The 22,573-nt window shown below is 55.8% G+C and carries 22 protein-coding genes; 7 read left to right on the top strand and 15 right to left on the bottom strand.

The window, feature by feature from the left end:
* Positions 1-17 precede the first annotated feature (17 nt).
* The 3 genes from FZF21_RS00470 to FZF21_RS00460 are packed head-to-tail and all read left to right on the top strand — an operon-like array spanning position 18 to position 4,059.
* Positions 18-2,543, top strand: coding sequence for a fimbria/pilus outer membrane usher protein (locus FZF21_RS00470; protein WP_045349568.1), 2,526 nt, complete (start codon positions 18-20; stop codon positions 2,541-2,543).
* Positions 2,534-3,052, top strand: coding sequence for a fimbrial protein (locus tag FZF21_RS00465; protein ID WP_015570071.1), 519 nt, complete (start codon positions 2,534-2,536; stop codon positions 3,050-3,052). Before FZF21_RS00470 ends, FZF21_RS00465 begins: the two co-directional genes overlap by 10 nt.
* Complete coding sequence (locus tag FZF21_RS00460; protein ID WP_032104015.1) at positions 3,052-4,059, top strand: fimbrial protein; 1,008 nt, start codon at positions 3,052-3,054, stop codon at positions 4,057-4,059. Before FZF21_RS00465 ends, FZF21_RS00460 begins: the two co-directional genes overlap by 1 nt.
* 1 nt (position 4,060) lies before the next feature.
* On the opposite strand, the gene FZF21_RS00455 is transcribed toward FZF21_RS00460, so the two are convergent.
* Positions 4,061-4,585 (bottom strand): lipocalin family protein, encoded by a 525-nt coding sequence (locus tag FZF21_RS00455; RefSeq protein ID WP_032652079.1) that lies wholly within the window; start codon positions 4,583-4,585, stop codon positions 4,061-4,063.
* Between the two features lie 117 nt (positions 4,586-4,702).
* Between FZF21_RS00455 and FZF21_RS00450 the strand changes: the two genes are divergently transcribed.
* From FZF21_RS00450 to FZF21_RS00435, 4 genes are all read left to right on the top strand, one after another.
* Positions 4,703-5,428, top strand: coding sequence for a MerR family transcriptional regulator (locus FZF21_RS00450; RefSeq protein ID WP_045333526.1), 726 nt, complete (start codon positions 4,703-4,705; stop codon positions 5,426-5,428).
* A 99-nt stretch (positions 5,429-5,527) separates the two neighbouring features.
* Complete coding sequence (gene uraH, locus FZF21_RS00445; protein ID WP_017383647.1) at positions 5,528-5,938, top strand: hydroxyisourate hydrolase; 411 nt, start codon at positions 5,528-5,530, stop codon at positions 5,936-5,938.
* Positions 5,939-6,040: 102 nt separating this feature from the next.
* Entirely contained in the window at positions 6,041-7,000 is a 960-nt protein-coding gene (locus FZF21_RS00440; RefSeq protein ID WP_047737279.1) for a DUF523 and DUF1722 domain-containing protein, read from the top strand.
* Between the two features lie 146 nt (positions 7,001-7,146).
* A complete protein-coding gene (locus FZF21_RS00435; protein ID WP_023295682.1) occupies positions 7,147-8,235 on the top strand; it encodes an AAA family ATPase in 1,089 nt (362 codons plus the stop codon).
* 28 nt (positions 8,236-8,263) lie between these two features.
* On the opposite strand, the gene FZF21_RS00430 is transcribed toward FZF21_RS00435, so the two are convergent.
* The 14 genes from FZF21_RS00430 to FZF21_RS00365 form a co-directional block, all read right to left on the bottom strand.
* Positions 8,264-9,217 (bottom strand): helix-turn-helix domain-containing protein, encoded by a 954-nt coding sequence (locus tag FZF21_RS00430; RefSeq protein WP_017383650.1) that lies wholly within the window; start codon positions 9,215-9,217, stop codon positions 8,264-8,266.
* 25 nt (positions 9,218-9,242) lie between these two features.
* Complete coding sequence (locus FZF21_RS00425) at positions 9,243-10,022, bottom strand: MBL fold metallo-hydrolase (protein ID WP_017693987.1); 780 nt, start codon at positions 10,020-10,022, stop codon at positions 9,243-9,245.
* Positions 10,023-10,111: 89 nt separating this feature from the next.
* The gene (locus FZF21_RS00420; RefSeq protein WP_017693988.1) at positions 10,112-11,362 is read right to left on the bottom strand and encodes an HlyD family efflux transporter periplasmic adaptor subunit; all 1,251 of its coding nucleotides are present in this window, start codon (positions 11,360-11,362) and stop codon (positions 10,112-10,114) included.
* A gap of 6 nt (positions 11,363-11,368) precedes the next feature.
* Complete coding sequence (locus FZF21_RS00415) at positions 11,369-12,118, bottom strand: hypothetical protein (RefSeq protein WP_149121131.1); 750 nt, start codon at positions 12,116-12,118, stop codon at positions 11,369-11,371.
* On the bottom strand, positions 12,115-14,211 hold the full coding sequence (locus tag FZF21_RS00410) for a peptidase domain-containing ABC transporter (protein ID WP_017383654.1): 2,097 nt from the start codon (positions 14,209-14,211) through the stop codon (positions 12,115-12,117). The genes FZF21_RS00415 and FZF21_RS00410 overlap by 4 nt, the downstream gene beginning before the upstream one ends.
* Before the next feature lie 67 nt (positions 14,212-14,278).
* Positions 14,279-14,464, bottom strand: a complete 186-nt coding sequence (locus FZF21_RS00405; protein WP_001196016.1) for a hypothetical protein — start codon at positions 14,462-14,464, stop codon at positions 14,279-14,281.
* Positions 14,465-14,487: 23 nt separating this feature from the next.
* A complete protein-coding gene (locus FZF21_RS00400; protein ID WP_013094846.1) occupies positions 14,488-14,682 on the bottom strand; it encodes a hypothetical protein in 195 nt (64 codons plus the stop codon).
* Between the two features lie 73 nt (positions 14,683-14,755).
* Positions 14,756-15,409: a hypothetical protein gene (locus FZF21_RS00395; RefSeq protein WP_006812468.1), complete on the bottom strand. Its 654-nt coding sequence runs from the start codon at positions 15,407-15,409 to the stop codon at positions 14,756-14,758.
* Between the two features lie 6 nt (positions 15,410-15,415).
* Positions 15,416-17,014: a hypothetical protein gene (locus FZF21_RS00390; protein WP_023295679.1), complete on the bottom strand. Its 1,599-nt coding sequence runs from the start codon at positions 17,012-17,014 to the stop codon at positions 15,416-15,418.
* Positions 16,992-19,586, bottom strand: a complete 2,595-nt coding sequence (locus tag FZF21_RS00385) for a CS1-pili formation C-terminal domain-containing protein (protein ID WP_040117024.1) — start codon at positions 19,584-19,586, stop codon at positions 16,992-16,994. Before FZF21_RS00385 ends, FZF21_RS00390 begins: the two co-directional genes overlap by 23 nt.
* Before the next feature lie 6 nt (positions 19,587-19,592).
* Complete coding sequence (locus FZF21_RS00380) at positions 19,593-20,270, bottom strand: pilus assembly protein (protein WP_015570085.1); 678 nt, start codon at positions 20,268-20,270, stop codon at positions 19,593-19,595.
* Positions 20,271-20,315: 45 nt separating this feature from the next.
* Positions 20,316-20,939, bottom strand: a complete 624-nt coding sequence (locus FZF21_RS00375) for a common pilus major fimbrillin subunit EcpA (protein ID WP_003860995.1) — start codon at positions 20,937-20,939, stop codon at positions 20,316-20,318.
* A 227-nt stretch (positions 20,940-21,166) separates the two neighbouring features.
* Entirely contained in the window at positions 21,167-21,637 is a 471-nt protein-coding gene (locus FZF21_RS00370; RefSeq protein ID WP_017383656.1) for a hypothetical protein, read from the bottom strand.
* 18 nt (positions 21,638-21,655) lie between these two features.
* Positions 21,656-22,468: a winged helix-turn-helix domain-containing protein gene (locus FZF21_RS00365; RefSeq protein WP_015570087.1), complete on the bottom strand. Its 813-nt coding sequence runs from the start codon at positions 22,466-22,468 to the stop codon at positions 21,656-21,658.
* Positions 22,469-22,573: the final 105 nt, after the last annotated feature.

Genomic DNA, 22,573 nt, shown 5'->3' with positions numbered 1-22,573 from the left:
CAGTAAGGCGTGACCACATGAAAATTAAAATCCTGTGCGCCACGGCGATCGCCCTGGTGATTCGGCAAGCCGTGGCTGCCGAAAGCGAGCTGCAATTTAATCCTGCGTTTCTCAACGGCGAGCGCGCCAACAGCGCCGATCTCGCCTGGGTCAACGCCGGGAGCGCATTGCCGCCGGGCGAGTACAATCTTAACGTGTATATCAACACCCAGTTCGCGTTCACAGGTAACGTCACGTTTCGCGTCGCTGAAAACACCGCCGGTGAAGCCCTGCCGTGCCTTACGCCTGCGCAATTCGCCGCACTTGGCATCGACAGCCGTCAGGCTAAAGGGGGTGAGCTGCCGCCTGCGCAGCGCTGCGTTTTTTTAACCCGGTCATTCGCCGATACCCGGTTTGATTTTGACCAGAGGACGCTTACCCTCAACTTCACCGTACCGCAAAGCGCGATGCGCGCTCTGCCGCGCGGGTACGTCAGCCCGGAGAGCTGGGAGTCCGGCATCCCTGCCGCGTGGCTGAACTATGTGGTCAATGGCGCGAATAATGACTACCGGGGCGAGACGCGCACGCGGGAACAACAGCTGTTTGTGAGCCTCAACAGCGGCGCCAACCTGGGCGCATGGCGGCTGCGTGATTTCACCACGTGGACCAAAGAGAGTAACGAGCTCACCCACGTCCAGACCTGGCTACAGCGGGATATCCGCGCCCTGCGTGCCCAGGTTTATGCCGGTGAAACGTTCACCTCATCGCAGGTGTTTGACGCCGTTGGCCTGCGTGGGGTTGCCCTGAAGACCGATGACAATATGTTGCCCGCCAGCCTGAGCGGTTACGCGCCCGAAGTGCGTGGCATCGCGCGCAGCAATGCCACGGTGACGGTTCGCCAGAACGGTAACGTCATCTATCAAACCTCCGTTCCGCCGGGGGCGTTTGTGCTGAAAGATCTCTATCCGACCTCTTCCGGCGGCGATCTCGCGGTCACCATTCAGGAGAGCGACGGTAGCCAGACGCAATACACCCTGCCCTTTGCCAGCGTGCCGAATCTGGTGCGTAACGGTCAGGTCAAATATGCTCTGGGGGCGGGGAAATACCGCCCTGCGGGCAATCAGATCTCGCCCTCCTTCGCGCAGGGCGAGCTGTTCCTGGGCTGGAGATACGGCCTCACGTTTTATGGCGGGGCGCAGTTTTCCGATCGCTACAACGGCCTGGCCTTCGGTATCGGGCAGAATCTCGGCCGCTTTGGCGCCTACTCCCTCGATTTCACCCATGCCCGCAGCCAGCTGGCTGATAACCAGCACTACACCGGTGATTCGGTGCGCCTGCGGTACAGCAAACTGCTGAACGATATCGGTACGCGAGTCAATTTCTTCTCGCTGCGTTACTCAACGGCAGGGTTTTATACCCTCAGCGATACCACTTACAAAGGCATGGCGGGCGGAGCGCCAAAACAGACCGTGGAAGACGATGGCACCGTCACCACTCACTACGACACGGTTTACAACCTGCATATGTCGCGTAAGGCAAAAAATCAGCTGCTGTTGTCGCAGCCGATGGGCGAATACGGCGCGCTGTCGCTGTCCTGGGATCAACAAACCTACTGGAATACGTCAAAAACCACGCAAAGTTTGCAGTTCGCGTGGAACGCGACGTTTCGTAACCTGTCGCTTGGCATCAGCGCCCAGCGTAGCTCTGGCCTGTACGACAACAAGAAAGACAATATCCTCGCGTTGTCCCTGTCGGTGCCGCTGGGTAACCCGGCGCTGTCGACCCGTCTCCGTTTTACCGCTACCCATGCGGATCCCGCTGGCACCACCGCCAGTACCGGTGTCAGTGGTTATCTGCCGGGGCAGGAGAATCTTTTCTATAGCGTCAACCAGCGCTACAGCGCGCAGCAGCACTACGGCGGCGATGCCGCGCTGCAATACGAGGGCGCGTGGGGAGACTATAACCTGGGCTACAGCTACGCCGGTGACTCCCGCAACCTCAGTTACGGGATGAGCGGCGGTGCGGTGCTGCATGAGGATGGTCTGACGCTGAGCCAGCCGCTCGGGAACACCAATATTCTGGTGAAAGCCCCGGGCGCCAGCCATGTCGCCGTGCTCAACCACAAAGGCATCAAAACCGACAGCCGGGGCTATGCGGTGATCCCGTACGCCACGCCGTATCGCGTTAATCAGGTTGCGCTGGATGTCACCACCGTGGGCAATGACGTGGAACTTGAGAACGCCATCGCCAATAAAATCCCCACCGACGGGGCACTGGTTCGCGCCACCCTCACCACGCGTCAGGGGGCAAAAGCGATGTTTATCGTACGTCACGCTAAAGACGTGCTCCCCTTCGGTACGCTGGTCTCGTCAGAGGATGACAAAGCCAGCGGTATCGTCGGCGACGGCGGCAGCGTGTATCTGACCGGCCTGTCAGCGGAGGGAACCTTGCATGCCGTATGGGGGCGCGACAGCGCCCAGCGCTGCACGATCCGCTATGCGTTGAACCCGCAGAATTATCACGCCCGCACCGGGCTTTATTCCCAGGAGGTCATATGTCAGTAACCATCCGGTTCCTCCCCCTGATCCTGCTGATGTTCATCACCGTTCCCGCGCGCGGCTATGACGTGCTGGTTTCCGTGACCGGCAACGTGATCGGCAATACCTGCATTGTCTCGGAAGATTCGAAGGAGCAAAACGTGCCGCTGGGCACCCTCGGCGTGAAGCAATTTAGCGAGGCGGGCGCGGTCAGCAATATCAAAACGCCCTTCACGCTCACCCTTGAAGCGTGCGGCCCCACCTTTGCTGGCGTGAAAATCCGCTTCAGCGGTACGCCGGATGACGAGAACCCGCAGCTTCTGAAAGTCGCTGACGGCGGCGCGACCGGCGTGGCGGTGCAGATTCTGGATAAAGACAGCGTACTTATCCCGCTGGACACCCAAACCGCTGCTTACGGCGCGGCGGGGGATGACAGCGTAAAAATGACCTTCTATGCGCGACTGGCCGCCACGGGTGCGCCGGTCAATGCCGGAGACGTTTCGGCAGTGGCGACCTGGACGACGGAGTATCAATAATGCGTTTACTGTTTTTAGCCCTGTTTTTCATGTCCTCTCAGGCACTTGCCCTCTCCTGGACATCGGATATCACCCTTTCGCCAACGCCTATGTCGTGGTCCGGCCCGGCAGACTCCATCGTGCCTGGAAAGACGATCGGCTCTGAATGGAGCGCCTCTGCGAGCGTCTCGGAAGTGTTCTGGTGCGGCCTGGTATTTACCTGCTCCAAAGGGACGCTGGAGCCGAGCAGCAGTATAACCGCCACCGGCATCACGGTTATTCTTGATGGCGCAAATTACATGGTATTTGAAACGGGCGTGCCCGGCATCGGCTTCATTCTTGGGCTTAAAGATTATAACGGCACCACCTATGTCCCGATGCAGACGGGCATTACGCAGAGCTATCCGGCCGATGGGACTAACGGTTACGCCACCGCACTGGGCTGGTCGGCAAAAGTGACGTTTATCAAGACCGGCGTTCCGCTGAAATCCGGCGTATACCAGACCCCGACCATTAACGCGGCGATCCTGACGGCCTATAACAACGAAGTGAAAACCGCGCAGGTGATCATCAACCCCACCACCATCACGGTGACGGCAAGCGGCTGCACGGTAGGCACGAAAAGCGCCAACGTCGACCTGGGCACCATTGATGTTCACACGCTGCCCAGCGTAGGCAGCACCTCGCCGTCGGGGGAGTTTAACGTCAGCCTGACCTGCGATGAGAACGTGGCGGTTAACGCAGTGATGACCGATCAGACCACACCGTCAAATACCTCGTCGGTCGTGACGCTGACCGGGGACTCCACGGCCTCCGGCATTGGCGTACAGTTTTTCTATAACGGTACCGGGCCGCTTATGATGGGGCCGGACAGCTCGTCCGCAGGTACGACGGGACAGTTTTTCATCCAGACCACCAGCTCGGCACAAACGCTGTCCCTGCCGTTCCAGGCGCAGTACATCCGAACCGGTGAACTGGTCCCCGGCTCGGCCAACGCCCTGGCAAGCATCACCTTTTCGTATCAGTAGGTTAGTGCTTCACCCACACCAGCTGATCGACCCGGAAGCCCAGCTCGCGTGCGGTGTTCAGGTAGTCCTGTTTTACCGCATCCGGAATGGTCGGGGTGCGCGATAAAATCCACAGATAGTCGCGGTTCGGGCCGCTGACCAGCGCGTACTGGTACTTATCATCCAGCTTGATCACGTTATAGCCGCCGTAGAACGGGCCGAAGAACGATACCTTCAGCGCAGCCGTGGTCGGTTCGCCGGTAAAGTACGCCTTTCCTTCGCTCTCATTCCATTTTTTCTTCACCGGATCGTAGCCGCGGTTCAGTACGCTGATACCGCCATCGCTGCGATTGCCGTACGTCGCGGTGACCTGTTCCAGACCGCGCTCGAAGCGATTTTCCAGTCGGGCGACTTCATACCATTTGCCGAGATAGCGGCTGGCATCAAAGCCGGTAATGGGCTGCACGCCTTTCGGCGGCGTGGGAGATTTACAGGCAACCAGCGTCAGCGCAATGGCGACACCGGTAACGACAGGCCATAGCCTCATGAGAACTCCTTTCATTTACGCGGTTGGACGTTAAGTGTAGCGCACCCGTGCGGCGCTTCATCCCGTCGGGGAATATTCGTAGTATATTGAGACAACTCCTTCTCTTCGGATGCAGACATGGCTTACTCCATCGGCGAATTCGCCAGACTCAGCGGCATCACCGCCACCACGCTGCGGGCGTGGCAGCGACGCTATGGCTTGCTCAAACCCGAGCGTACGGACGGCGGCCACCGCCTGTACAGCGATGAGGACGTTCAGCAGGCGCTGAAAATCCTCGACTGGGTAAAAAAAGGCGTACCCATCGGTCAGGTAAAATCACTGCTGGAACGCCCTGCGCCGCGCCGCGCCAATAACTGGCAAACCCTGCAACAGGCCATGCTGCAAAAGTTGCAGGAGGGGAAAATTGAGTCCCTGCGTCAGATGATTTACGACGCCGGACGCGAATACCCAAGGCAAGAGCTGGTCACTAACGTGCTGCGTCCGTTGCGCAGCCAGATATCGGCCAACGTCGCCGCCGCCATGACGCTGCGTGAGATCCTCGACGGCATCCTCATCGCCTATACCTCGTTTTGCCTTGAGGGCGATAAAAAAGCGCCGGGCGATAACATCCTCATCAGCGGCTGGCATCTGAACGACCCCTGTGAGATCTGGCTAGAAGCTCTGACGCGCACCGGCCAGGGCCACCGCATCGACATACTGCCGGTTCCCCCTGCCGCGCTGGCCCCGGAAATTTTCCCGGACCGCAAATGGCTGCTGGTCACCAGCGGTAAACTTACCGCCGTGCGGAAAAAGCAGGTTGCGCAGTGGCAGCAGCAGGTTTCCCTTGAGGTGATTATCCTCTGATTATTTTCTGCTGAGGCAATCTTCACGAAAAGTTGAATATTTTTTCGCACAGCGAGTGCTAACGTTTTCCTGTCACCGACAACTCAACAGGAAAACACGATGAAAAAGACACTCCCTCTGATGATGCTGGCTACAATGGCTTTCGCGCCTGCCGCGTTCAGCGCCCCGGCAGGCACCCTGAGCGTCCACGTTCTGGACCAGCAAACCGGTATGCCGCCAGCGGATGTGGCCGTCACGCTGGAGAAGCAGGAGCAGGACAAGTGGACCCCGATTGCCAGCGGTAAAACCGACCACGACGGGCGCATCAAATCGCTCTATCCGCAGGATCAGGATATGGCGCCTGGCGTGTATAAAGTGACCTTCAAAACCGCCGATTACTTCCACGGTAAAAAGCTGGACTCCTTCTTCCCGGAAGTGCCGGTGCTGTTCACCGTCACCCGCACCAATGAAAAACTGCACATCCCGCTTCTGCTCAGCCAGTACGGTTACTCAACCTACAAGGGCAGCTGATTGCTCTTGATTTTAAAGACGATTTAAAAATAATCCCGCCAATACTTGGACAAATACGCAATGTTGTGTAACTTTTAGGTATGAGATCGGGAGGTGCACACCATGACAACAAAACCTGTGCTGGGTATTAGCGGATGTTTGACCGGTTCCGCCGTTCGCTTTGACGGCGGGCATAAGCGTATGGGCTTTGTGATGGATGAGCTGGCGCAGTGGGTCGCTTTCCGTCCGGTATGCCCTGAAATGGCTATCGGCCTGCCCACGCCTCGTCCGGCGCTGCGTCTGGTGATGACCACCGGCTGCGAGACAGAAATGCGGTTCAGCAAAGCGCCGCACGATGACGTCACGCAGAAGATGGCCGCATTTACGGCAGATTATCTGCCGAAAATCGGCGATCTGGCGGGTTTTATCGTCTGTGCAAAATCGCCCAGCTGCGGCATGGAGCGCGTGCGGCTGTACGACGAAAACGGCAACCGGGGCCGCAAGGAGGGTGTCGGGCTGTTCACCGCCGCCCTCCTTGAAACTTTCCCCTGGCTGCCCGTCGAAGAAGACGGTCGCCTGCACGATCCGGTACTGCGGGAAAACTTTGTTGAGCGCGTTTTCGCTCTCCACGAACTGAACATAATGCGTAAAAATGGCCTGACGCGCCGTGCCCTGCTGGACTTTCACAGCCGCTATAAGCTTCAGCTTCTGGCGCACCATCAGGCAGGCTACCGTGAAATTGGTCCGTTCGTGGCATCACTGCACGAGTGGGACGATCTGGACACGTTTTTCGTGACCTATCGCGACAAGCTGATGACCATCCTGAAAAAACCCGCTTCGCGGAAGAATCACACTAACGTGCTGATGCACATTCAGGGCTATTTCCGTAACCAGCTGAACAGCCGCCAGCGTGGAGAACTGCGGGATGTGATCCTGCATTACCGGGACGGGCTGCTGCCGATCCTCGCGCCGCTGACGCTGCTGAAGCATTATCTGGCTGAATACCCTGACCGGTATCTGATGACGCAAAACTACTTTGATCCCTATCCTGATGATTTGGGTCTGCGTCTGGCCGTTACCTGATAAGAAAGAAGCGAAGGCCCTGTTGACCCACAGAGGCCCAAAGCAGTACCCCGTTTAGACGACACCCTCACTGTCGTCTTTTTTTTGCGCTCAGCGTAGAATACTGTAATTCTGTACAGGTTAAGCGTGCGCAGCGGAGTACCCCGATGATCAAAAATTTGCATATTCAGAACTACCGCTCAATTCGCGATATGTCGCTTGAGCTGGAACAGCTCAATATCGTGTTCGGCCCCAACGGCACCGGAAAATCCAATATTTATAAAGCGATTTATCTGATGCACAGCGCGGCGCAGGGGCAATTCTCCCAGGCGCTGGCGAACGAGGGGGGAATTTTGAAAGTGTTCTGGGCGGGCAAAACCCGCAGCGACCAGCTGCGACGCATGAACCTGGCGGTGGAAACGGAAACCTATGAATATGAGCTTCAGGTCGGGTTCGTGGAAAAGCTGCCCTACCCCTCACAGTTTCAGCTCGATCCGGTGATCAAAGAGGAATCTATCTGGCTCGGCGGACAGCACCGTCGCCCGTCGTCACAGCTGATGAAGCGTAAGAATCAGGCGGTATTCCTGAACAACGTGCATCACGAAAAAGTGACCCACAGCGGTACGCTGTATGAGAACGAGTCGGTGTTCGGTCAGCTCGGTGAACCGCACCTCTACCCCGAAGTGTCGCAGATGCGCGAGTCCCTGCGTAACTGGCGATTTTATCACGAGTTTTCCGTCTCATCCGGCTCGGCGATCCGTGCCCCGCAGGTGGGCTTTCGTTCCCCGGTGCTGGCCAGCGACGGCGCGAACCTGGCCGCCGCGTTTCAGACCATTGTCGAAATTGGCGACGAGCTGCTGCTGATGCGCATTCTCGACCAGGCCTTCCCCGGCTGCGTGTTTTACAGCGACAACACCGGCGGGCGCTTCCGCATGATGATGCAGCGCGAGGGGCTGAGCAGACCGCTGGAACCGGCAGAGTTCTCCGACGGCACGCTGCGTTTTTTGTGCCTGGCGGTGGCGCTGTTAAGCCCGCGCCCTCCCGCATTCATCGCCCTCAACGAACCGGAAAACAGCCTGCATCCGCAGATGCTGCCCGCCCTGGCAAGCCTCATTGCCGAGGCCAGCCGCTATTCGCAGATCTGGCTCACCAGCCATTCGCCGGAGCTGGCGCATTTGATTGAGAAGCACCGATCGTTTTCGCTGTATCAGCTGTCGATGGCGGAGGGGGAGACGAGGATGGAGAGGCTGGGGTAATTGCCAGGTGGCGCTACGCTTACCTGGCCTACTGGCGAGTACGAAACGTCTTGCGCCACTCCGCCGGGCTGACGCCAAAGCGCGCCTTAAACTGCTGCCGATACGTCACCGCTGATAAAAACCCCACCTGCCCGGCGACGTTTTCGATTGGCAGGTTGCCGGACTCCAGCAGGATCTGGCTGCGCCGCAGGCGCTCGGCGGTAAGCCAGTCGGCAACGCTCATGCCCGTCGCCTTGATAAAATGGCGGGTCAGCGTGCGCCGGCTCATCGACACCACTTCCGCAAGAGAGTCCAGGTTATGCGGTTCGGAAATATGCTGCTGAAGGTAGTCAATCAGACAGTTAATCCGCCCATCACGGGTATCTTTCGGCACAGGTTGCGCAATAAACTGCGCCTGCCCGCCCTCTCGGTGCGGCGGGACGATCATCCGGCGGGCAATCTGATTGGCGACGACGCTGCCAAAGCGCTGGCGGATGATATACAAACAGCAGTCGAGCGCGGCGGCGGTACCCGCCGAGGTAATCATATTACCGTCATCCACGTAGAGGGCGTTGATATCCAGTCGGACGTCCGGAAATAGCGACTGGAACTGGCGTTCAAACTCCCAGTGAGTGGCGGCCCGTTTGCCGCTGAGTATGCCCGCATAGCCCAGCACAAACGATCCCAGACACAGCCCAACAATTTCCGCCCCGTTGTCTCTGGCCTGAACCAGGCTGTCGAGCAGCGTCTGAGGCGGGCGCTCCAGAACGTGCTGCCAGTAGGGTACAACCACAATTTCAGCCGATGCGATCGCGGAAAAATCCTGCGTCGCATGCAGGGCAAAACCGTCTTTCGAGTTCAGGAATCCCGGTTTTTCAGCGCAGATCGTGACGTTAAAGCGCTTTTCCCCGGATACCGTGTCGCCAAACAGGATGCAGGGGACGGAGTAGTGGAACGGGCTAAACCCGTCCACCGCGACAATGGCAACGTTAATAAGCGGCATCTGTCTCTCCTGTCCCCTTTAACAGTCAGAATATAACGGTTTCGCCGTCCTGGGGAATGCTCACCGCGTCACCTGCCTCGTTGGCATCAACATACTCGCGCAGCGCGCGGCGGGTCAGCAGGCAGTGGTTGAGAGCTTCCATATGGGTCGCCACGATTTTCGCCTGCGGCAGCAGGAAATGCACGTTAAGCAGATCTTCTTCCCCCATGATAATCGGCCCAAACCCAATGACATGAGCGTAACCGGCGTTGAGCACTACGATATCCGGCTGGTGCTTTTGCAGATCGGCCGCCACCGCATCGCGCCAGATGGTATCCCCTGCGATATAAAGCGTCTTCTCATCGGGATGACGGAACACCACGCCGCAGGCTTCCCCCAGAAACTCTGCCAGCTCCGGCACGGCGTAAGCGCGGTCAGTACCGTGCTGGCCGCCGTGGGTTTTCACTATCCGGATATCGCCGTACGTTGTTTCCCCGGTCATGATCGTCAGGTTGGTAAATCCCTGGCTGCGCAGCAGCGCGGCATCACTATCATTTTGCACGTAGATCGGCTTGCCTTTGGCGATCAGCTCAACGGCGTACTGATCCCAGTGATCGGCATGGGTATGGGTGACGATCACCGCGTCAGCATCCAGAAGCGTTTGAACGTCAACGGGAAGATCGACCATCGGGTTGCGAATATCAGCCCGCGCCGTGCCGGGAAAACCCGGATAAGTGCCTTTTGGCGCCAGCATTGGGTCGATTAAAAAGCGTTTTCCCGCGTAAGTGATCAGCTGGGTGGCATTGCGAATTTGCGTAATGTTCATGGGCTATCCTCCGGTTGGTATGAGAAGGAGAATAGCCCCAGGGTGCCGTTAAGAATGTGGGCTAAAGGGCGATGATCGATGAAATCGGGTCAATCGATAAACCGCTTGCGTACCCTTTCCAGCGGCGCAATCAGCAGATTGATAAGCGGCTTACGATCGATAACGATATCGGCGTTCACCGTCATTCCGCCCATCAGCATGCGCTTTTTCTTGTCCGGGTCGGTAAACCAGGAGGGGACGCGCACTTTAGCCAGGTAGTAGTTCTGCCCCTCCTGGAGCGGGATCAGCGCCGAATGGGCATCAATGTTTACCTCATAGAAATCGGACAGCGTCGCCTCCACGGAACCGTATTTGTCTACGGGCCAGGAGTCGAAGCGCAGCTTGACCTTATCGCCTTTCGCCACGCGCCCCACCCCCGTTGCCGGAACATACAGGTACCCCTCCATCGTCGCCGCGGTATTTTTACGGATCACCACCACCACCTCGCTATTTTGCGTAATGGCCCGGCCAGGCGGGAAGTTAATCGCCACCACGTAACCGTCGGAAGGGGCCAGCATCGCCATGGTGGAACTTCCCCGGCTGGACAGGTTGCGGTCAATTTCGCTGATGCGGTTTTTCACATACAGCTGCTCTTCGCTCAGAGAGTCAATTTGCGACTGGGTGCTGTCGGTCAGGCTGGTTTTTCGTGCCTCAAGCTCAAGAATAGTGCTCTCCTCCAGCGTCAGGTTGAGCTGCGCATTGAGCACATCGTTGTGGCTTTTATCGAGATCCACTTTGGAGACATAGCCCTTCCCGGAGACGGATTTCCACGCCTCGTAGGTGTCGGTGCTGTTTTTTAACAACGCGCGCAGCTTCTTCACCTTATCGCGGGAAACGGCGATCTGCTTGTCAGTGAGAGCCAGCTGCTGCGCCAGATTTTTGCGATACGACGCAATCGAGTCCTCAATGGCCTGGATGCGCTGCTCGCTGCGCTTCTTCTCCGCTTCCATCTGCTGGCGGTCAAACTGCACCACCGAGCCCTGCTTGCCGCCATAGTCCTGTGACACGGTGAACAGCGGATCGTTTTCCTTCACGTACTGACCTGGCCGTACGGCAAAATCCACAAGCGTACCGGACTCTCTGGCGCGGACTTCCACATCGCCCTGCGCCGGGATCAGCACCCCGCGTGCCAGCGTGGTTTCCGAAAAGTTAAAGACAATCGCAAAGACCAGCAGGCAGAGAAAAAAGGTGATGAACAAGGTCAGCACGGCTTTCAGCCGTGGCGCGTTGATGTGATAGCTTTTTGAGAAATGATGCGGGATCAGCGCCCGCCGCTGTCGGCTTCGGTTTTTTAATTTCACGATATGTCATCCATGATAAATCACTGAAAGATCGTCCCATGCACTCCAGAGCGTGGGGGTTTTACGCAGCGCGTTCAGCGTGTCGGCGGCGGCCTGACGGTAATCCTCTGGCGCATACGCCTGACTCTCCAGCCCAAACTCTGCCGCGTGCAGCGAACAGATCGGCAGCAGCGTTCGGACGCTGTAGCCATAGCGCGATAAAAACCGCGTTGAGACATCCGTTAACCACGCCTTTTGATCCCCTGCCTGGGTGGAGAACAGCGGCGCATCCGGCAGGCGTTCGTCCATCAGCAGCACCGTCACCAGGCGGTGAGGGGCGAAAAACGAGCTGGCGCGTCGGCCTTCGTGCGCGGCCATCAGCTTATGCAGCGCAGGGTGACGGGTAATAAACTGAAAGCGCACATCGGCTGGCGCGGTGGCGAGCAGCGCATCCACGATCAGACCAAAGCCCGCCCAGCGCATTCCCAGAAGCAGGGTGCGAGATGAACTGTAAAACGCCTGCTCCTGCGTCCACTGCGCCACGTACGCGTGCAGATCGAAGCGGACGTTGCGCTCCCAAAGCGCGGGCGGGAAGATCTGCTCCACGAAGTTAAACCCGCTCAGCTCATGGGCGTTCTGATGCAGAAAATCAGCCGGGACATCGGTCTCCGGGCAGCGCATAAACTGGCTGTAGTTTTGCGTGATCCGGTTTGCCAGCAGCGTGCGCCCGGCCTGGCGCGCGCAGAGGCGCGCATAGAGACGCGGCAGAAACATCATTGCTCACTCTCCCGCAGGGTGCCGTTTTCCATGGTATAGAGACGCCCCTGGCAGCCCACCACGTCCGGCGAGTGGGTAACAAAAACCAGGCCAATTCCCAGGCTACGCAGGTTCGCCAGCACTTTCTGCGCGGTCGTTTTATCCAGGTTCGCCGTCACTTCGTCACAGAGCAGAAGCTTAGGCTGGCTGTACAGGGCGCGCGCCAGAACCAGACGCTGCATCTCCCCGGCAGAGAAAAAGGTGTTCCCCGGCAGCATCTCCGTTTCGTAGCCGTGCGGCAGCCTGGCGACGACGTGGTCCACCTCCGCCAGCCGACACGCGGCAATGACCTGCTCTTTATCCGGTGCACTGTCAAAGCAGGCGATGTTGTCCAGAATCGAGCCGGTGAAGAGAATATCGTCCGCATGGACGATGCGGATGTGCTGACGCAGCGAGGAAAGATCGCACTCCTCAATGGGGATCTTATTGATCCGCAGCGTGCCAGACGATGCCAGCAGCATGCCGGAGATCAGACGCAGCAGCGTGGTTTTTCCCGACCCGCTCTGGCCCACAATCACCGCTTCTTCGCCCTGCTTCAGGGTCATATTGATATGCTGTAGCGTGGCCTCCCGGCCAGGATAGGCAAATGAGACATCCTCAAATTGCAGACAGACCGGCGAGGTGACAATCCGCTTCCCAAACTGGCTGGTTTCAGAGGGGGCAAACAGCAGGTCGCCCACGCGATCCAGCGGCCCCTTGAGGGCATTTTTGTCCAGCAGCTTCTGCGCCACCTGCACCATGGCATCGGAAAAATAGCGCTTATAGCTGATATAGGCGTAAAGCATCCCGATGCTCATCTGCCCTTCCAGGATCAGCCACGCGCCAAAGCAGACCACCAGCAGCTGCTCGGCATTGATCACCAGCAGCGAAGCCACGTCAAAGCGGGCCAGCAGCCGCTCTTTACGCATCAGCCCGGCGATGTGTTCGCGCTGGGATTTATCCATCACCGCATCCCGGGCCTGCTCCATATTGTTCGCTTTGAGCGTAATGATCCCTTTCTGCGTCTCCACCAGCAGGGATTCATACTGGGCGGTGCGCTCGATGGAGTCATCCACCGCGCGTTGATAGGGGCCGATCAGCGAAAAGCGGATCAGGAAAAACACGCCCATCAGCAGCATCGTCAGCAGCGCAATTTTGACGTTATACAGCAGCATAAACAGCAGGCTGGTGACGGCGATCAGGCTGGAAAAGAGAATTTGCACGTAACCATTGCTGATGAACTCCGCGCAGGCGTGGAGCGATTTTTCAATGGCCAGCACGATGCCCGGCGGGCGCGAGCGGAACCAGCTGGTCTGGGTGCGCAGCATGTAGTGGCGCACGGACTGGCTTAAATCGTCATAGGCAATGTTACGCATCAGGATCTCAAGCAGCTGCTTGAGGAATTTACCGATGACTTCAAAGATAAAGACAATAGCGAAGATCGCGGTGAGCAGGATCACCAGATCGCTGTCGCTGCGGGAAATGGCCTCATCCATAATCAGCTGCACGTAGGTGGGGCTTGCCAGCATGGTGATGAGGGTAAAAATACAGAGCACAAACAGCAGCAGCTGGCGCTGGAACAGGCTCGGGGATTTATTGGCTAACCGGCCAAGCGTGAGCTTTTCATCCGGGGATTTCTTTTCGAAGCACGGCGTGGGCTTAAGCTCAAGAACATAGCCGGAAAAGAGTTTTTCCGCCTCTTTCAGACGGTAACGACGCACGCCGCTGGCCGGGTCGTGAACGGTCACGCTGCGGCTGTCGATCTTCACGATGACCACGAAATGGTTGCCGCGCCAGAAGGCGATGAGCGGCAGCTCAGACGTTTCTATTTCAGTGATTTCGCCTTTAAGCACCCGGCCAGACATATTTTTATCGCTGGCAAGGGTCATCAATTCCGCCATTGAGGTTCCCGCATCGGCGGAAACGGAAATCTCCCGGCGCAGCTGGCTGACAGAGACATGGTGGTCGTAGTGCCCCAACACCATCGCCAGGCAGGCCAGTCCACATTCGGTAAATTCATGCTGGCGAATAACAGGGGTCTTACCCTGTTTTTTATACTGAAAGAGCGAAAACATAATGATCCGTGGCTGAAATAAAAAAATGGCCCGGCAATGCGGGCCATGCGTACAACGTGCTTCTCGCTTAGGCGCTGAAGAAACCGCCGATGAAGCCGCCCACCAGGCCGAACACGCCGCCGATGGTGCCGCCCAGCGCGCCTAACATCTGGCTGCCCGCGTTATAGCCCGCGCTTGCGCCCTGAATAGCGGCAGCAAACGGATCCCAACCACCGATGATGGCCTGTGCTTTTTTGAAATCAATAACTTGCATGAGTCTTTTCCTGTTAACGTGAATTAGTTGTAGCTACCAACCAGCGCACCCAGGAAGCCCATTGCGCCACCCAGAATTCCGCCAACCACACCGCCAACCATGCCCATGATGCTTGCGCCGGTGTCGTAACCCAGCTGTGCACCTTTAACCAGACCAGCGAACGGGTTTAACGCGCCACCGATAATGTCTTTCGCTTCTACGAATGAAATCGCTTTCATTTTTATCTCCTGTAGTGATGGATCTTTAGCATGATGCTAAAGGCTAATTTCCTTTTATGAAGGAAAGCGGTTGCTACGGGCAGGTGGTAAGCGGAATGATTTTATTGCCATAAATAATCATCCGCCTTGCAGCCTGCCCGGCATTATCTATTTCCAGCCGTTGCCCCGGCGGAATATATTTTGAATTGTTGTATTGCGTACTGCACCCGACCGAGGAAACATATTTAAAATAGGTATTCCCTGTATTACTCACCACCCCGTTGCTAAACGCATAATCAAAATGTCGTGTCCATGGACGGACAATCAAAATAGCCTCAAGCGAGACCACCACATCCGACTGGATGCGCTGGCCTTTGCGCGTGATAACCTTTGCCTGGAGCGGCGTCTCGGTGAATTTTACGCGATAGTATCGCTCTTTGTTGTCATGCGGGCCGGTATAATAAAATTTAAAACCCGCGCGTTCACCGCTCCCCAGCGTTAATTGCTTAGGCGAATACATGACTTCGCCGTCTTTTATTTCGGTTTCTTTTCCCTTCTCTTTAGGAACGTCTACCTGAATAAGCGAAACGGTATAATTCTGACGCTCGCTGGTATCGTTTTTTATCGGCTGAAAAACAACTTCTCTTTCGGGAAGAAAATCAATATTCAGACTTTCGATAATTAAAGCATTTGCCCCTGTGGAAATGAAGCAATTTATTGCAAAAATAGCCAGGAATTTTCCAGTCATGGTTGATTAATTCCAGGATGCGCTAACATCTATTCTTCCCTGCGCGGTCACTTCGCCAAACCAGCTATTTCCGTCATAGGTGGTTTTCGATACCGGATTATCCATAACGAACTGGAGGACCAGCGGTGTTTTCCAGAGCCACATATCGGTCACGCCGGAACTCATTTTGTCCCACTCTTCCGCATGGGTGGCCGGCGCCGGGATCGACAGTACTTCGCCTTTACAGTTGTGCGCCATCAGCGTCTGGCTTTTCCCCACCAGCACGTTGCCCGGAATGGGAACCGTGAAGCCGTTGCCGCTAAAGGCGCAGTAGTCCACCCCATTAAGGCTTTGGGTAGGCCCGGTTACTTTTACCGTGACCGCAATCGCCGCATCTTTTTGCGCCCCGCTGTAGGTGATGGTGTAGGGGATCTCAATGGGCGCTTCGCCGATAATACCTTTCCCGGAGCCGCCCAGACCGTCAGGATCGAGGGTGTAATCCGGGTTGTCTGGCACAATCTCCAGCCCGGGCTCGATAGGGTTAATCACCAGGCCGCCCCCCGGCTGGAAGCAGAAATCCGCCGCCAGCGAGCTGTTGCCGGGCGTCAGACACAGGCTGACGATATTGCCAATGTTGCTGCCGTCCCCCGCCTGCGCCACGCTCAGAATTAACGCTTTCGGCAAAAAGATTTTAAGGGACGCTTTGCCGCCGTTTTTCTGCGGCGCTGCAAGGAAGGTGTTCGCCAGGACACGCGTATCGCTCAGGATACCGCCGGAGATACTGTACCAGGTGTTTTCATCGAAGGTCAGCTCGGCGGCAAGCCCGGTGCCGCCGCTCATGTGCGATTGCAGCACGCTGTTGACGCGGGAAGAGGTGAGCGCCAGCCCCCCGTTGTAACCGGAGATATCCTCCCCAACAAACGTGTATTCGAGCAGGTCGCACAGGACGCCAGAGACCGTGTTGCGGGTGTATTTGGTGCAGGTGGCCCCCGTTGATCCATCGACAATCGTCACCTCACCGCTGATCGGGTCAATCCCCAGGTTAAGCGCCCTGGCGTTGGTCATGGTCAGCGTGCCCACCTTGTGAAGCGTATTGGTGGTGGTCACTTTGTTGATGGAGCTGATTTGCGGCGTGGAGGTGATGGTCACTTCATCCCCTGGCGCGGCGTTGAGCAGATAGTTAAAGAACGGATCGCCCAGTACCCAGCGCCCGTATGACGTGCCGGGCTCCATCACCGGCGGCTTAACCACCATCGACGTGTCGGTATAGCTGGTCGTCGGGGTGTACCCCGTGTTGCCGCAGGACGAGGAACACGCCGTCCCTTTGAAGAACGGAGAGGCGCTGGAACCGGTCACCGAAAAGTCGATGGTCAGCGCGCTGCCTGCCGGACCGCTGTAGCTGTTGTCCGGGATGTAAGTGGCGATACCGTTATTCGTTTTCGCACTCAGGGTCGGCCACTCGCGCGAACCGTGTAAAAACGCGGTCGACGTGCTGTTCAGACTAAACAGCCCCGCGCTGTTTCCCGTCCCGTTATTGTCCGGGTTATTAATGGCGAAATAGGGCAGCTCCTGCGCCTGGGCCGCCGCGCTCATCAGCAGTAAATTAAGAGCGAATATCTTTTTCATCGTCACGTTCCTGCGTTCCTTTTGCTTCCTGCCAGACAAAATCGCCTTTGTCGCAGGAGATGTCCCCGAGCCACAGCGCACCGCGGTTAGACTCGATGTCCAGGCGCACTTCGCAGACGCTGTCGTCCGGCGTGGCGATACTCAGGACAGGGTTGTTCTTATCAACGTCGATCACGAAGCGTCCGTCGTTTTCCGTCCGGGTCAGCCCAACGTGGTTTTTGATCTGCATGGCGCCAACCGGGGCCCCGTTTGCATCCACAAGACGACCAAACAGGGTGACGATTTTCTTCACCTGCGGCTTCATCACCACGGTATTACCCGGATAAACCGTGATATGGCGACGCGCATTCGCGCCAATCTCATAGCTTTCCGTACCGGTTTCACTGTTCATCACTTCCAGGTCATAAGCCTGGTATGCCGGCAGCGACAGCCAGGTCTTATCCCCTTTGATGCGTTCTGCCCGGCCGTTAAGCTTCAGGGTCAGCGCTTCATCAGATTTGAGACCGGTACTGACAATCACCCCTGCGCTTTCGGTGCCTTTCCCGGCGGCGATGGCCTCTTTGGACCAGCCCACGCTGCCGTCACTGGTCAGCGTGGAGTTCCAGCCTTTACTCATGCCGCTCTGGACGCTGAGGATGTTGCTGTTCCACGGCGTGTCGAAGTTCACGCTGCCGCCGCCGCTTACGCTGCGATCCTGGCGGCTGTTAAACGCTTTCGAGACGTTGGCGGTAGCCGATTTCAGGTAATCGCCCTCAAACTGGCGGCTGGCGCTGACGTTCAGCGCCGTGCCGGTATCGCGATTGTGGGAAACGCCAACCGACACGGTATTGCCGAGCGGTATGGCGAAATCGAGCATTACGTAACGATCTTTCTCTTCGTAATACCCGTCGTATTTGTTGCGCGACATCCCCACCCGCAGGCGCGCCGTACCGTAGCGACCGGCGTATAACCCCTGGGAGTAGTCCAGCTGATAGCGTTTATAGCGATAGAGGTCGTCTTCCTGACGCATCAGGCTCAGGTTGCCTGCCGAGGGCAGGCCGAATGACGGCAGGCTAAAGGAGGCGCCCCAGGTGTTGCCCTTGCTCTCATAGATATCCAGGAACTTGCCGCTGGAGAGCTGTTCATGGGAGTACCACACCGAGCCGATCTGCCACGGCAGGCTGAGATTCGCCCCATAGTTGGCGCGATACGTTCCGTCGGAGGCGGCCATGGTCTGGGTATTCACCGAGAAATAGCCCGTCAGGTTCAGGGAGGCCCACAGCTCGCTGACGATGTGTTCCCGCATCATGTAGGTAGAGGCGTTCCAGTCGACCATCCCGCTGCGCTTGCTGAACGAGGCTCCCACCAGCGACATGGTGTCTTTATGTTTGGTGTCGTAATCGTAGTAGTAGGTGTTATCCTGCTCGTTTTTGCGTTTCGCGTATTTTTTATAATTGACGACGGATTTATCGCGGCTATACATCCCGCCCCACATCTGCCAGCGCAGCGTTTCCGACACGTTGCTGGAGAACGGTTTATTTACGGTGTACATGCTGCGCGACACGGTGCGGCTTCCGCTCACCACTTCAACTTCGACGCTGTAGATCCCGTAGGGCAGGCTGCTGGTGTCAATTTCATGGTTGCCGACGTCAAAGCGCTGAATGCCGATAAGCTGCCCGTCACGACGAATACGGGCCTCGCCCGCCGTGGGAAAATAGACCACCACCGGCGTCAGAGAGAGCGTGTTATCGCGCTTGCGGGAGTTGGCCTGGTTGCCCATGGAAACGCCGTAGACTTCACCGCCGGAAATCCCGCTGACGCTCGCCAGAGACTGCATCGCCCAGCCGTTCAGCATGCCCGCGGCGTAGCGCATCCCCTGATAGTCGCGCTCCCACATAACCGCGTTCATCTGGGTATCGCTGCTGTTCTCGTTGACGTAGCCAGAGCCGTCGATCAGCACATGATCGACGCCCATTGAGATCCAGTTTCTCGCGTTCAGATAGCCCGACGACCAGCTGTCACCGTAGCCGCTCTCGGTGTGATACGCTCCGAGGTTGTAGGAGAACGTGCCGCTCAGGTCGTCAGACTCCGGCGCATCAATGTCCACCTCACGCGGGCGAATATTCACCCCGTAGTCGCTCTGCGACAGATTCAGCAACAGGCGCATTTTTTTCTGATCCAGTTCGAACGCCGAACCCGCGCTAACCGGAATACGCATCTGGTCATCAAACTGCTTATCGTTAATGCTTTGCAGTAACGCCCGCATCTCTTTTGACAGACGGATGCCGTTATCAGACTCCTGGACCTGAACATCCCTCAGCCCCAGCTTCAGATCTTTTGCAAAGAGCGTCACGTCACCGATACGAACATATTCGCTCGCCGTGCCTTCGTGGTTCCCTTGTTGTGCTGAGTGTGGACGCGTATTCACCAGATAGACGGGAATTTTGATCCCCTGCTCCAGCAGTGCATAAAGCGAGTCGGGAAAACGGTAATTAGCGATAACCACGGAGCTTGAGGCTGCATGCGCAAGCGCGGGCAGCGTGCCGGATGCGCAAGCCATCATCACCGGCAACACTAATTTATTTTTCACCATGCATCCTTACTTAACAGGAATGAACTGTTTCAGGTCCCATATTCCGAGATGAAAATGGTTATCCGTAACGTTGATATCCTCGATAGCGCGCGAGGTCTCTGGCATCAGGTAGAAGTTTTTGCTACACGGCGTGCCGGGGGATTCCGGATTCGGCTTCAGGCAGGTCCCGGTCGCATTGACGCGAAACGAGGTGTTCCCTTTATTGGTTATTTTTCCCGCCACATAGACGAAATCAATCTTCTTATCCCGGGGCTGAACCACCAGAATGGTGCTCACCACCGCACGCGTCATCCCGGTGCCGTTTTTTGGCGAACCGCTGTCCACCTCTTCGCTTACCCCTTCATCCGTGAAGGTAATGCGGTAGTAACGCTCTTTGTTATCGGCGTTCCCGTGATAGTAAAATTTGACGATATTGCTGGTACCGGCGGGCATTACCATGCGCGTGGGCGTCAGCAACAGTTCGTCCACTTTCTCCGGATTAATGACGATCCCTTCATCCATTGGGCTGCTGATCCGCTGTGCGCGAACAGAAACAATACGCACGCTGTCTGCTTCGTTTTTTATTTCCTTGGCGGTGGAGTCAGCATCCGCAGAAATAATGGTGGTGACTTTTCCCACATTAATGGCCAGCGCGGAGGAAGAGATAAATAATAAAAATAAGAAGGTGGATTTGAGGTTAAACATGCTATTTCCCTAAACAGGGGCTTGCGCCCCTGGATCGATCAGGCCTTAGCCCCAGGTTGCGCGGAACGCAACAGACACGGTCCCTTCCCACAGGCTGTTGGTCAGGTCTTTGAACTCTTTCGCAGTACCCGCGTTGTCCTGAGCGGAGTCAACGTAGAAGACGAATTTGTCCTGGCCGGTAATTTCGGTATCTGCCGCCGCGCCTGCGCTGGTGGTCAGGTTCCACAGGCCAGAAGAGACGCCGGTGTTAGAAGAAGAATCAACCAGCGTGGTCCATGCGGTCGATTTCGCCCCCACGGTGCCACCGATAGAGCCCAGGTCGTTACCGCCCCAACGCGCACCCACTTTCAGCTTGGTCGCTTCACCACCCACGCTGAACAGCGTGTTGTTTGAATCGTCGAGGATAGCTTCGAGTTTGAAGCTGGTCGCCGTAGAGTGATCGCCACGGATAGCCACATCAAACAGACCGGTATCGGTGTTGAAAGATTTGGTATTGGCGCTGTAAACGAAGTTCAAAGCACGCGTTGGCGTAACAACCAGATCGGATTCGCTGTCTTTGGTCGCGGTTGCCTGCCAGGTGGCAGAAGCCGTCGTTTCAGCTGCATTAACTGCGCTCAGGGCAGAAACAGACAGCAGGGAGCCCAGAACGATAGCGTTCAGTTTGTTCATTTATTTAGTCCTTCAAAAAAGAATCCACGTGTATAAAAAGGGGAGCCCCTTTTTCGAGGCGGAGTATAGACAGCCGCAAAATAACGAGGCAATACAGAAAAATTCACTCGACGGATAGCAACAATAAAAATATAAATAAATTTCTCGTATCTTATTGTTACGTATTGAGTAAATTACTCAATTTCCCGAGTAATAGATAAATATCGATTTTTCAATAAAGAGAAATATCAGGACGTCGGGACAGCTACACACATCATTACAGGCAACACCAGCCCCTTAATTAACCACGCATGTTTTTTTACGCTGGTAATATAGAAGAAGTTGATATTATCAAGTAACATTTCGTTTACAACGCCATCCGGCGCCGCATCATCTTCAGATTTATTCAGCTTTTTATCCTTAATATAAAAGATATTGCTGCCGTCGACCTTTTCCACGCTGAGCGTGTAATTTCTGTCAATCAGGTAGCTTTTGCCCTCTTTCTTGAGTACGCCTTTATGAATAACCGTCACAACATCTTTGTTGTTAAACAGGAAAAGCGTGGTTAGCGACATATCGGTTGACTCACCCGTGGAATAGGTTTTCCAGGAAATGGTATCTGACTGGCAGCCAAACCCCTCATCCTGCGTTCTGGTAAAATAGACCCATAACAACGCGATGACAGACAGCGCCAGTACGATACTGAACAGTACACTCATTTTAGTCCTTGACATATTTTAACTCCCGGTCAGGCTTCTGTAAGAAATGCAGTTCTTATAATCGTCGATACTGTCCTGCTGATAACAGATGGCCAGGAAATAATTTTCTATCTGCGACTTTTTAAACCTGGAATAGTAAGCATCTGCAACCTGATGTTGACAGTCGATATGTTGACTGGCGATGACCTCTTTTACGTGATTAAAGTAGTGCTGTCGCGGCTGATACATATTCTTATCGATCAGGTATATCGTACACCTGTCCACTTTACCGAGCAGATGCATATCAGAATCTTTCAGGCTCTCGGCATAGGAATCCCGCTGGTGCAACAGTAAAACAGCGGTGCCGGTAACAATAATCAGTAATAACGTGCAGAGAGAAATAAAGAGTCTGTGCAGCGATATTATTTGTTTAGGCGGATCGGCATCTTTCTTATGCGCTAGCGTATCGAATGCTTCAGAGGCAGATTCTTCGCTAAGCGTTGAAATAACCGGCGGCCTGACCGTGTGGTGTTCAATATGCGCGGCAAGGCTAAATCCCTTGCCACGTATCGTTTTTATCAGTAAAGGGTCGCAGCCTAATGTACGAAATGCTTTTCTGATTTCACTTATGGCAACATTCAGACTCACCGAAGAACCAGAGAAACCATGATCCTCCCAGACCTTCTTTATCAGGTCGTCTCTGTCGAGTGTTTTACCATTATTGATGATAAGTTCATAAAGCAGACGACCCGCCTGGTTAGATAACTTAATGGATGACTCTTCCTCTCCATTAATCATGATCATACCGGTGTCGACTTCATAAAGCATTGTAAGATCAATGAGATACTTCATATTATTATTACGCCATTGTTAAATTTTTGTGCATTTGCCAGGCAATAATAAGTCTAAAGTTTGTGTGGTCAAGTCGCGTGATATTAATTGAGAGATGAATTCATA

This window comes from Enterobacter sp. LU1 (assembly GCF_008271405.2).
Lineage (GTDB): Bacteria > Pseudomonadota > Gammaproteobacteria > Enterobacterales > Enterobacteriaceae > Enterobacter > Enterobacter hormaechei_C.
This window is presented reverse-complemented; position numbering and strand designations above follow the sequence as displayed.

Coding starts and splice junctions, on each gene's coding strand:
- FZF21_RS00470 (WP_045349568.1), top strand. CDS start 18: ATGAAAATTAAAATCCTGTGCGCCACGGCGATCGCCCTGGTGATTCGG.
- FZF21_RS00465 (WP_015570071.1), top strand. CDS start 2,534: ATGTCAGTAACCATCCGGTTCCTCCCCCTGATCCTGCTGATGTTCATC.
- FZF21_RS00460 (WP_032104015.1), top strand. CDS start 3,052: ATGCGTTTACTGTTTTTAGCCCTGTTTTTCATGTCCTCTCAGGCACTT.
- FZF21_RS00455 (WP_032652079.1), bottom strand. CDS start 4,585: ATGAGGCTATGGCCTGTCGTTACCGGTGTCGCCATTGCGCTGACGCTG.
- FZF21_RS00450 (WP_045333526.1), top strand. CDS start 4,703: ATGGCTTACTCCATCGGCGAATTCGCCAGACTCAGCGGCATCACCGCC.
- uraH (WP_017383647.1), top strand. CDS start 5,528: ATGAAAAAGACACTCCCTCTGATGATGCTGGCTACAATGGCTTTCGCG.
- FZF21_RS00440 (WP_047737279.1), top strand. CDS start 6,041: ATGACAACAAAACCTGTGCTGGGTATTAGCGGATGTTTGACCGGTTCC.
- FZF21_RS00435 (WP_023295682.1), top strand. CDS start 7,147: ATGATCAAAAATTTGCATATTCAGAACTACCGCTCAATTCGCGATATG.
- FZF21_RS00430 (WP_017383650.1), bottom strand. CDS start 9,217: ATGCCGCTTATTAACGTTGCCATTGTCGCGGTGGACGGGTTTAGCCCG.
- FZF21_RS00425 (WP_017693987.1), bottom strand. CDS start 10,022: ATGAACATTACGCAAATTCGCAATGCCACCCAGCTGATCACTTACGCG.
- FZF21_RS00415 (WP_149121131.1), bottom strand. CDS start 12,118: ATGATGTTTCTGCCGCGTCTCTATGCGCGCCTCTGCGCGCGCCAGGCC.
- FZF21_RS00410 (WP_017383654.1), bottom strand. CDS start 14,211: ATGTTTTCGCTCTTTCAGTATAAAAAACAGGGTAAGACCCCTGTTATT.
- FZF21_RS00405 (WP_001196016.1), bottom strand. CDS start 14,464: ATGCAAGTTATTGATTTCAAAAAAGCACAGGCCATCATCGGTGGTTGG.
- FZF21_RS00400 (WP_013094846.1), bottom strand. CDS start 14,682: ATGAAAGCGATTTCATTCGTAGAAGCGAAAGACATTATCGGTGGCGCG.
- FZF21_RS00395 (WP_006812468.1), bottom strand. CDS start 15,409: ATGACTGGAAAATTCCTGGCTATTTTTGCAATAAATTGCTTCATTTCC.
- FZF21_RS00390 (WP_023295679.1), bottom strand. CDS start 17,014: ATGAAAAAGATATTCGCTCTTAATTTACTGCTGATGAGCGCGGCGGCC.
- FZF21_RS00385 (WP_040117024.1), bottom strand. CDS start 19,586: ATGGTGAAAAATAAATTAGTGTTGCCGGTGATGATGGCTTGCGCATCC.
- FZF21_RS00380 (WP_015570085.1), bottom strand. CDS start 20,270: ATGTTTAACCTCAAATCCACCTTCTTATTTTTATTATTTATCTCTTCC.
- FZF21_RS00375 (WP_003860995.1), bottom strand. CDS start 20,939: ATGAACAAACTGAACGCTATCGTTCTGGGCTCCCTGCTGTCTGTTTCT.
- FZF21_RS00370 (WP_017383656.1), bottom strand. CDS start 21,637: ATGAGTGTACTGTTCAGTATCGTACTGGCGCTGTCTGTCATCGCGTTG.
- FZF21_RS00365 (WP_015570087.1), bottom strand. CDS start 22,468: ATGAAGTATCTCATTGATCTTACAATGCTTTATGAAGTCGACACCGGT.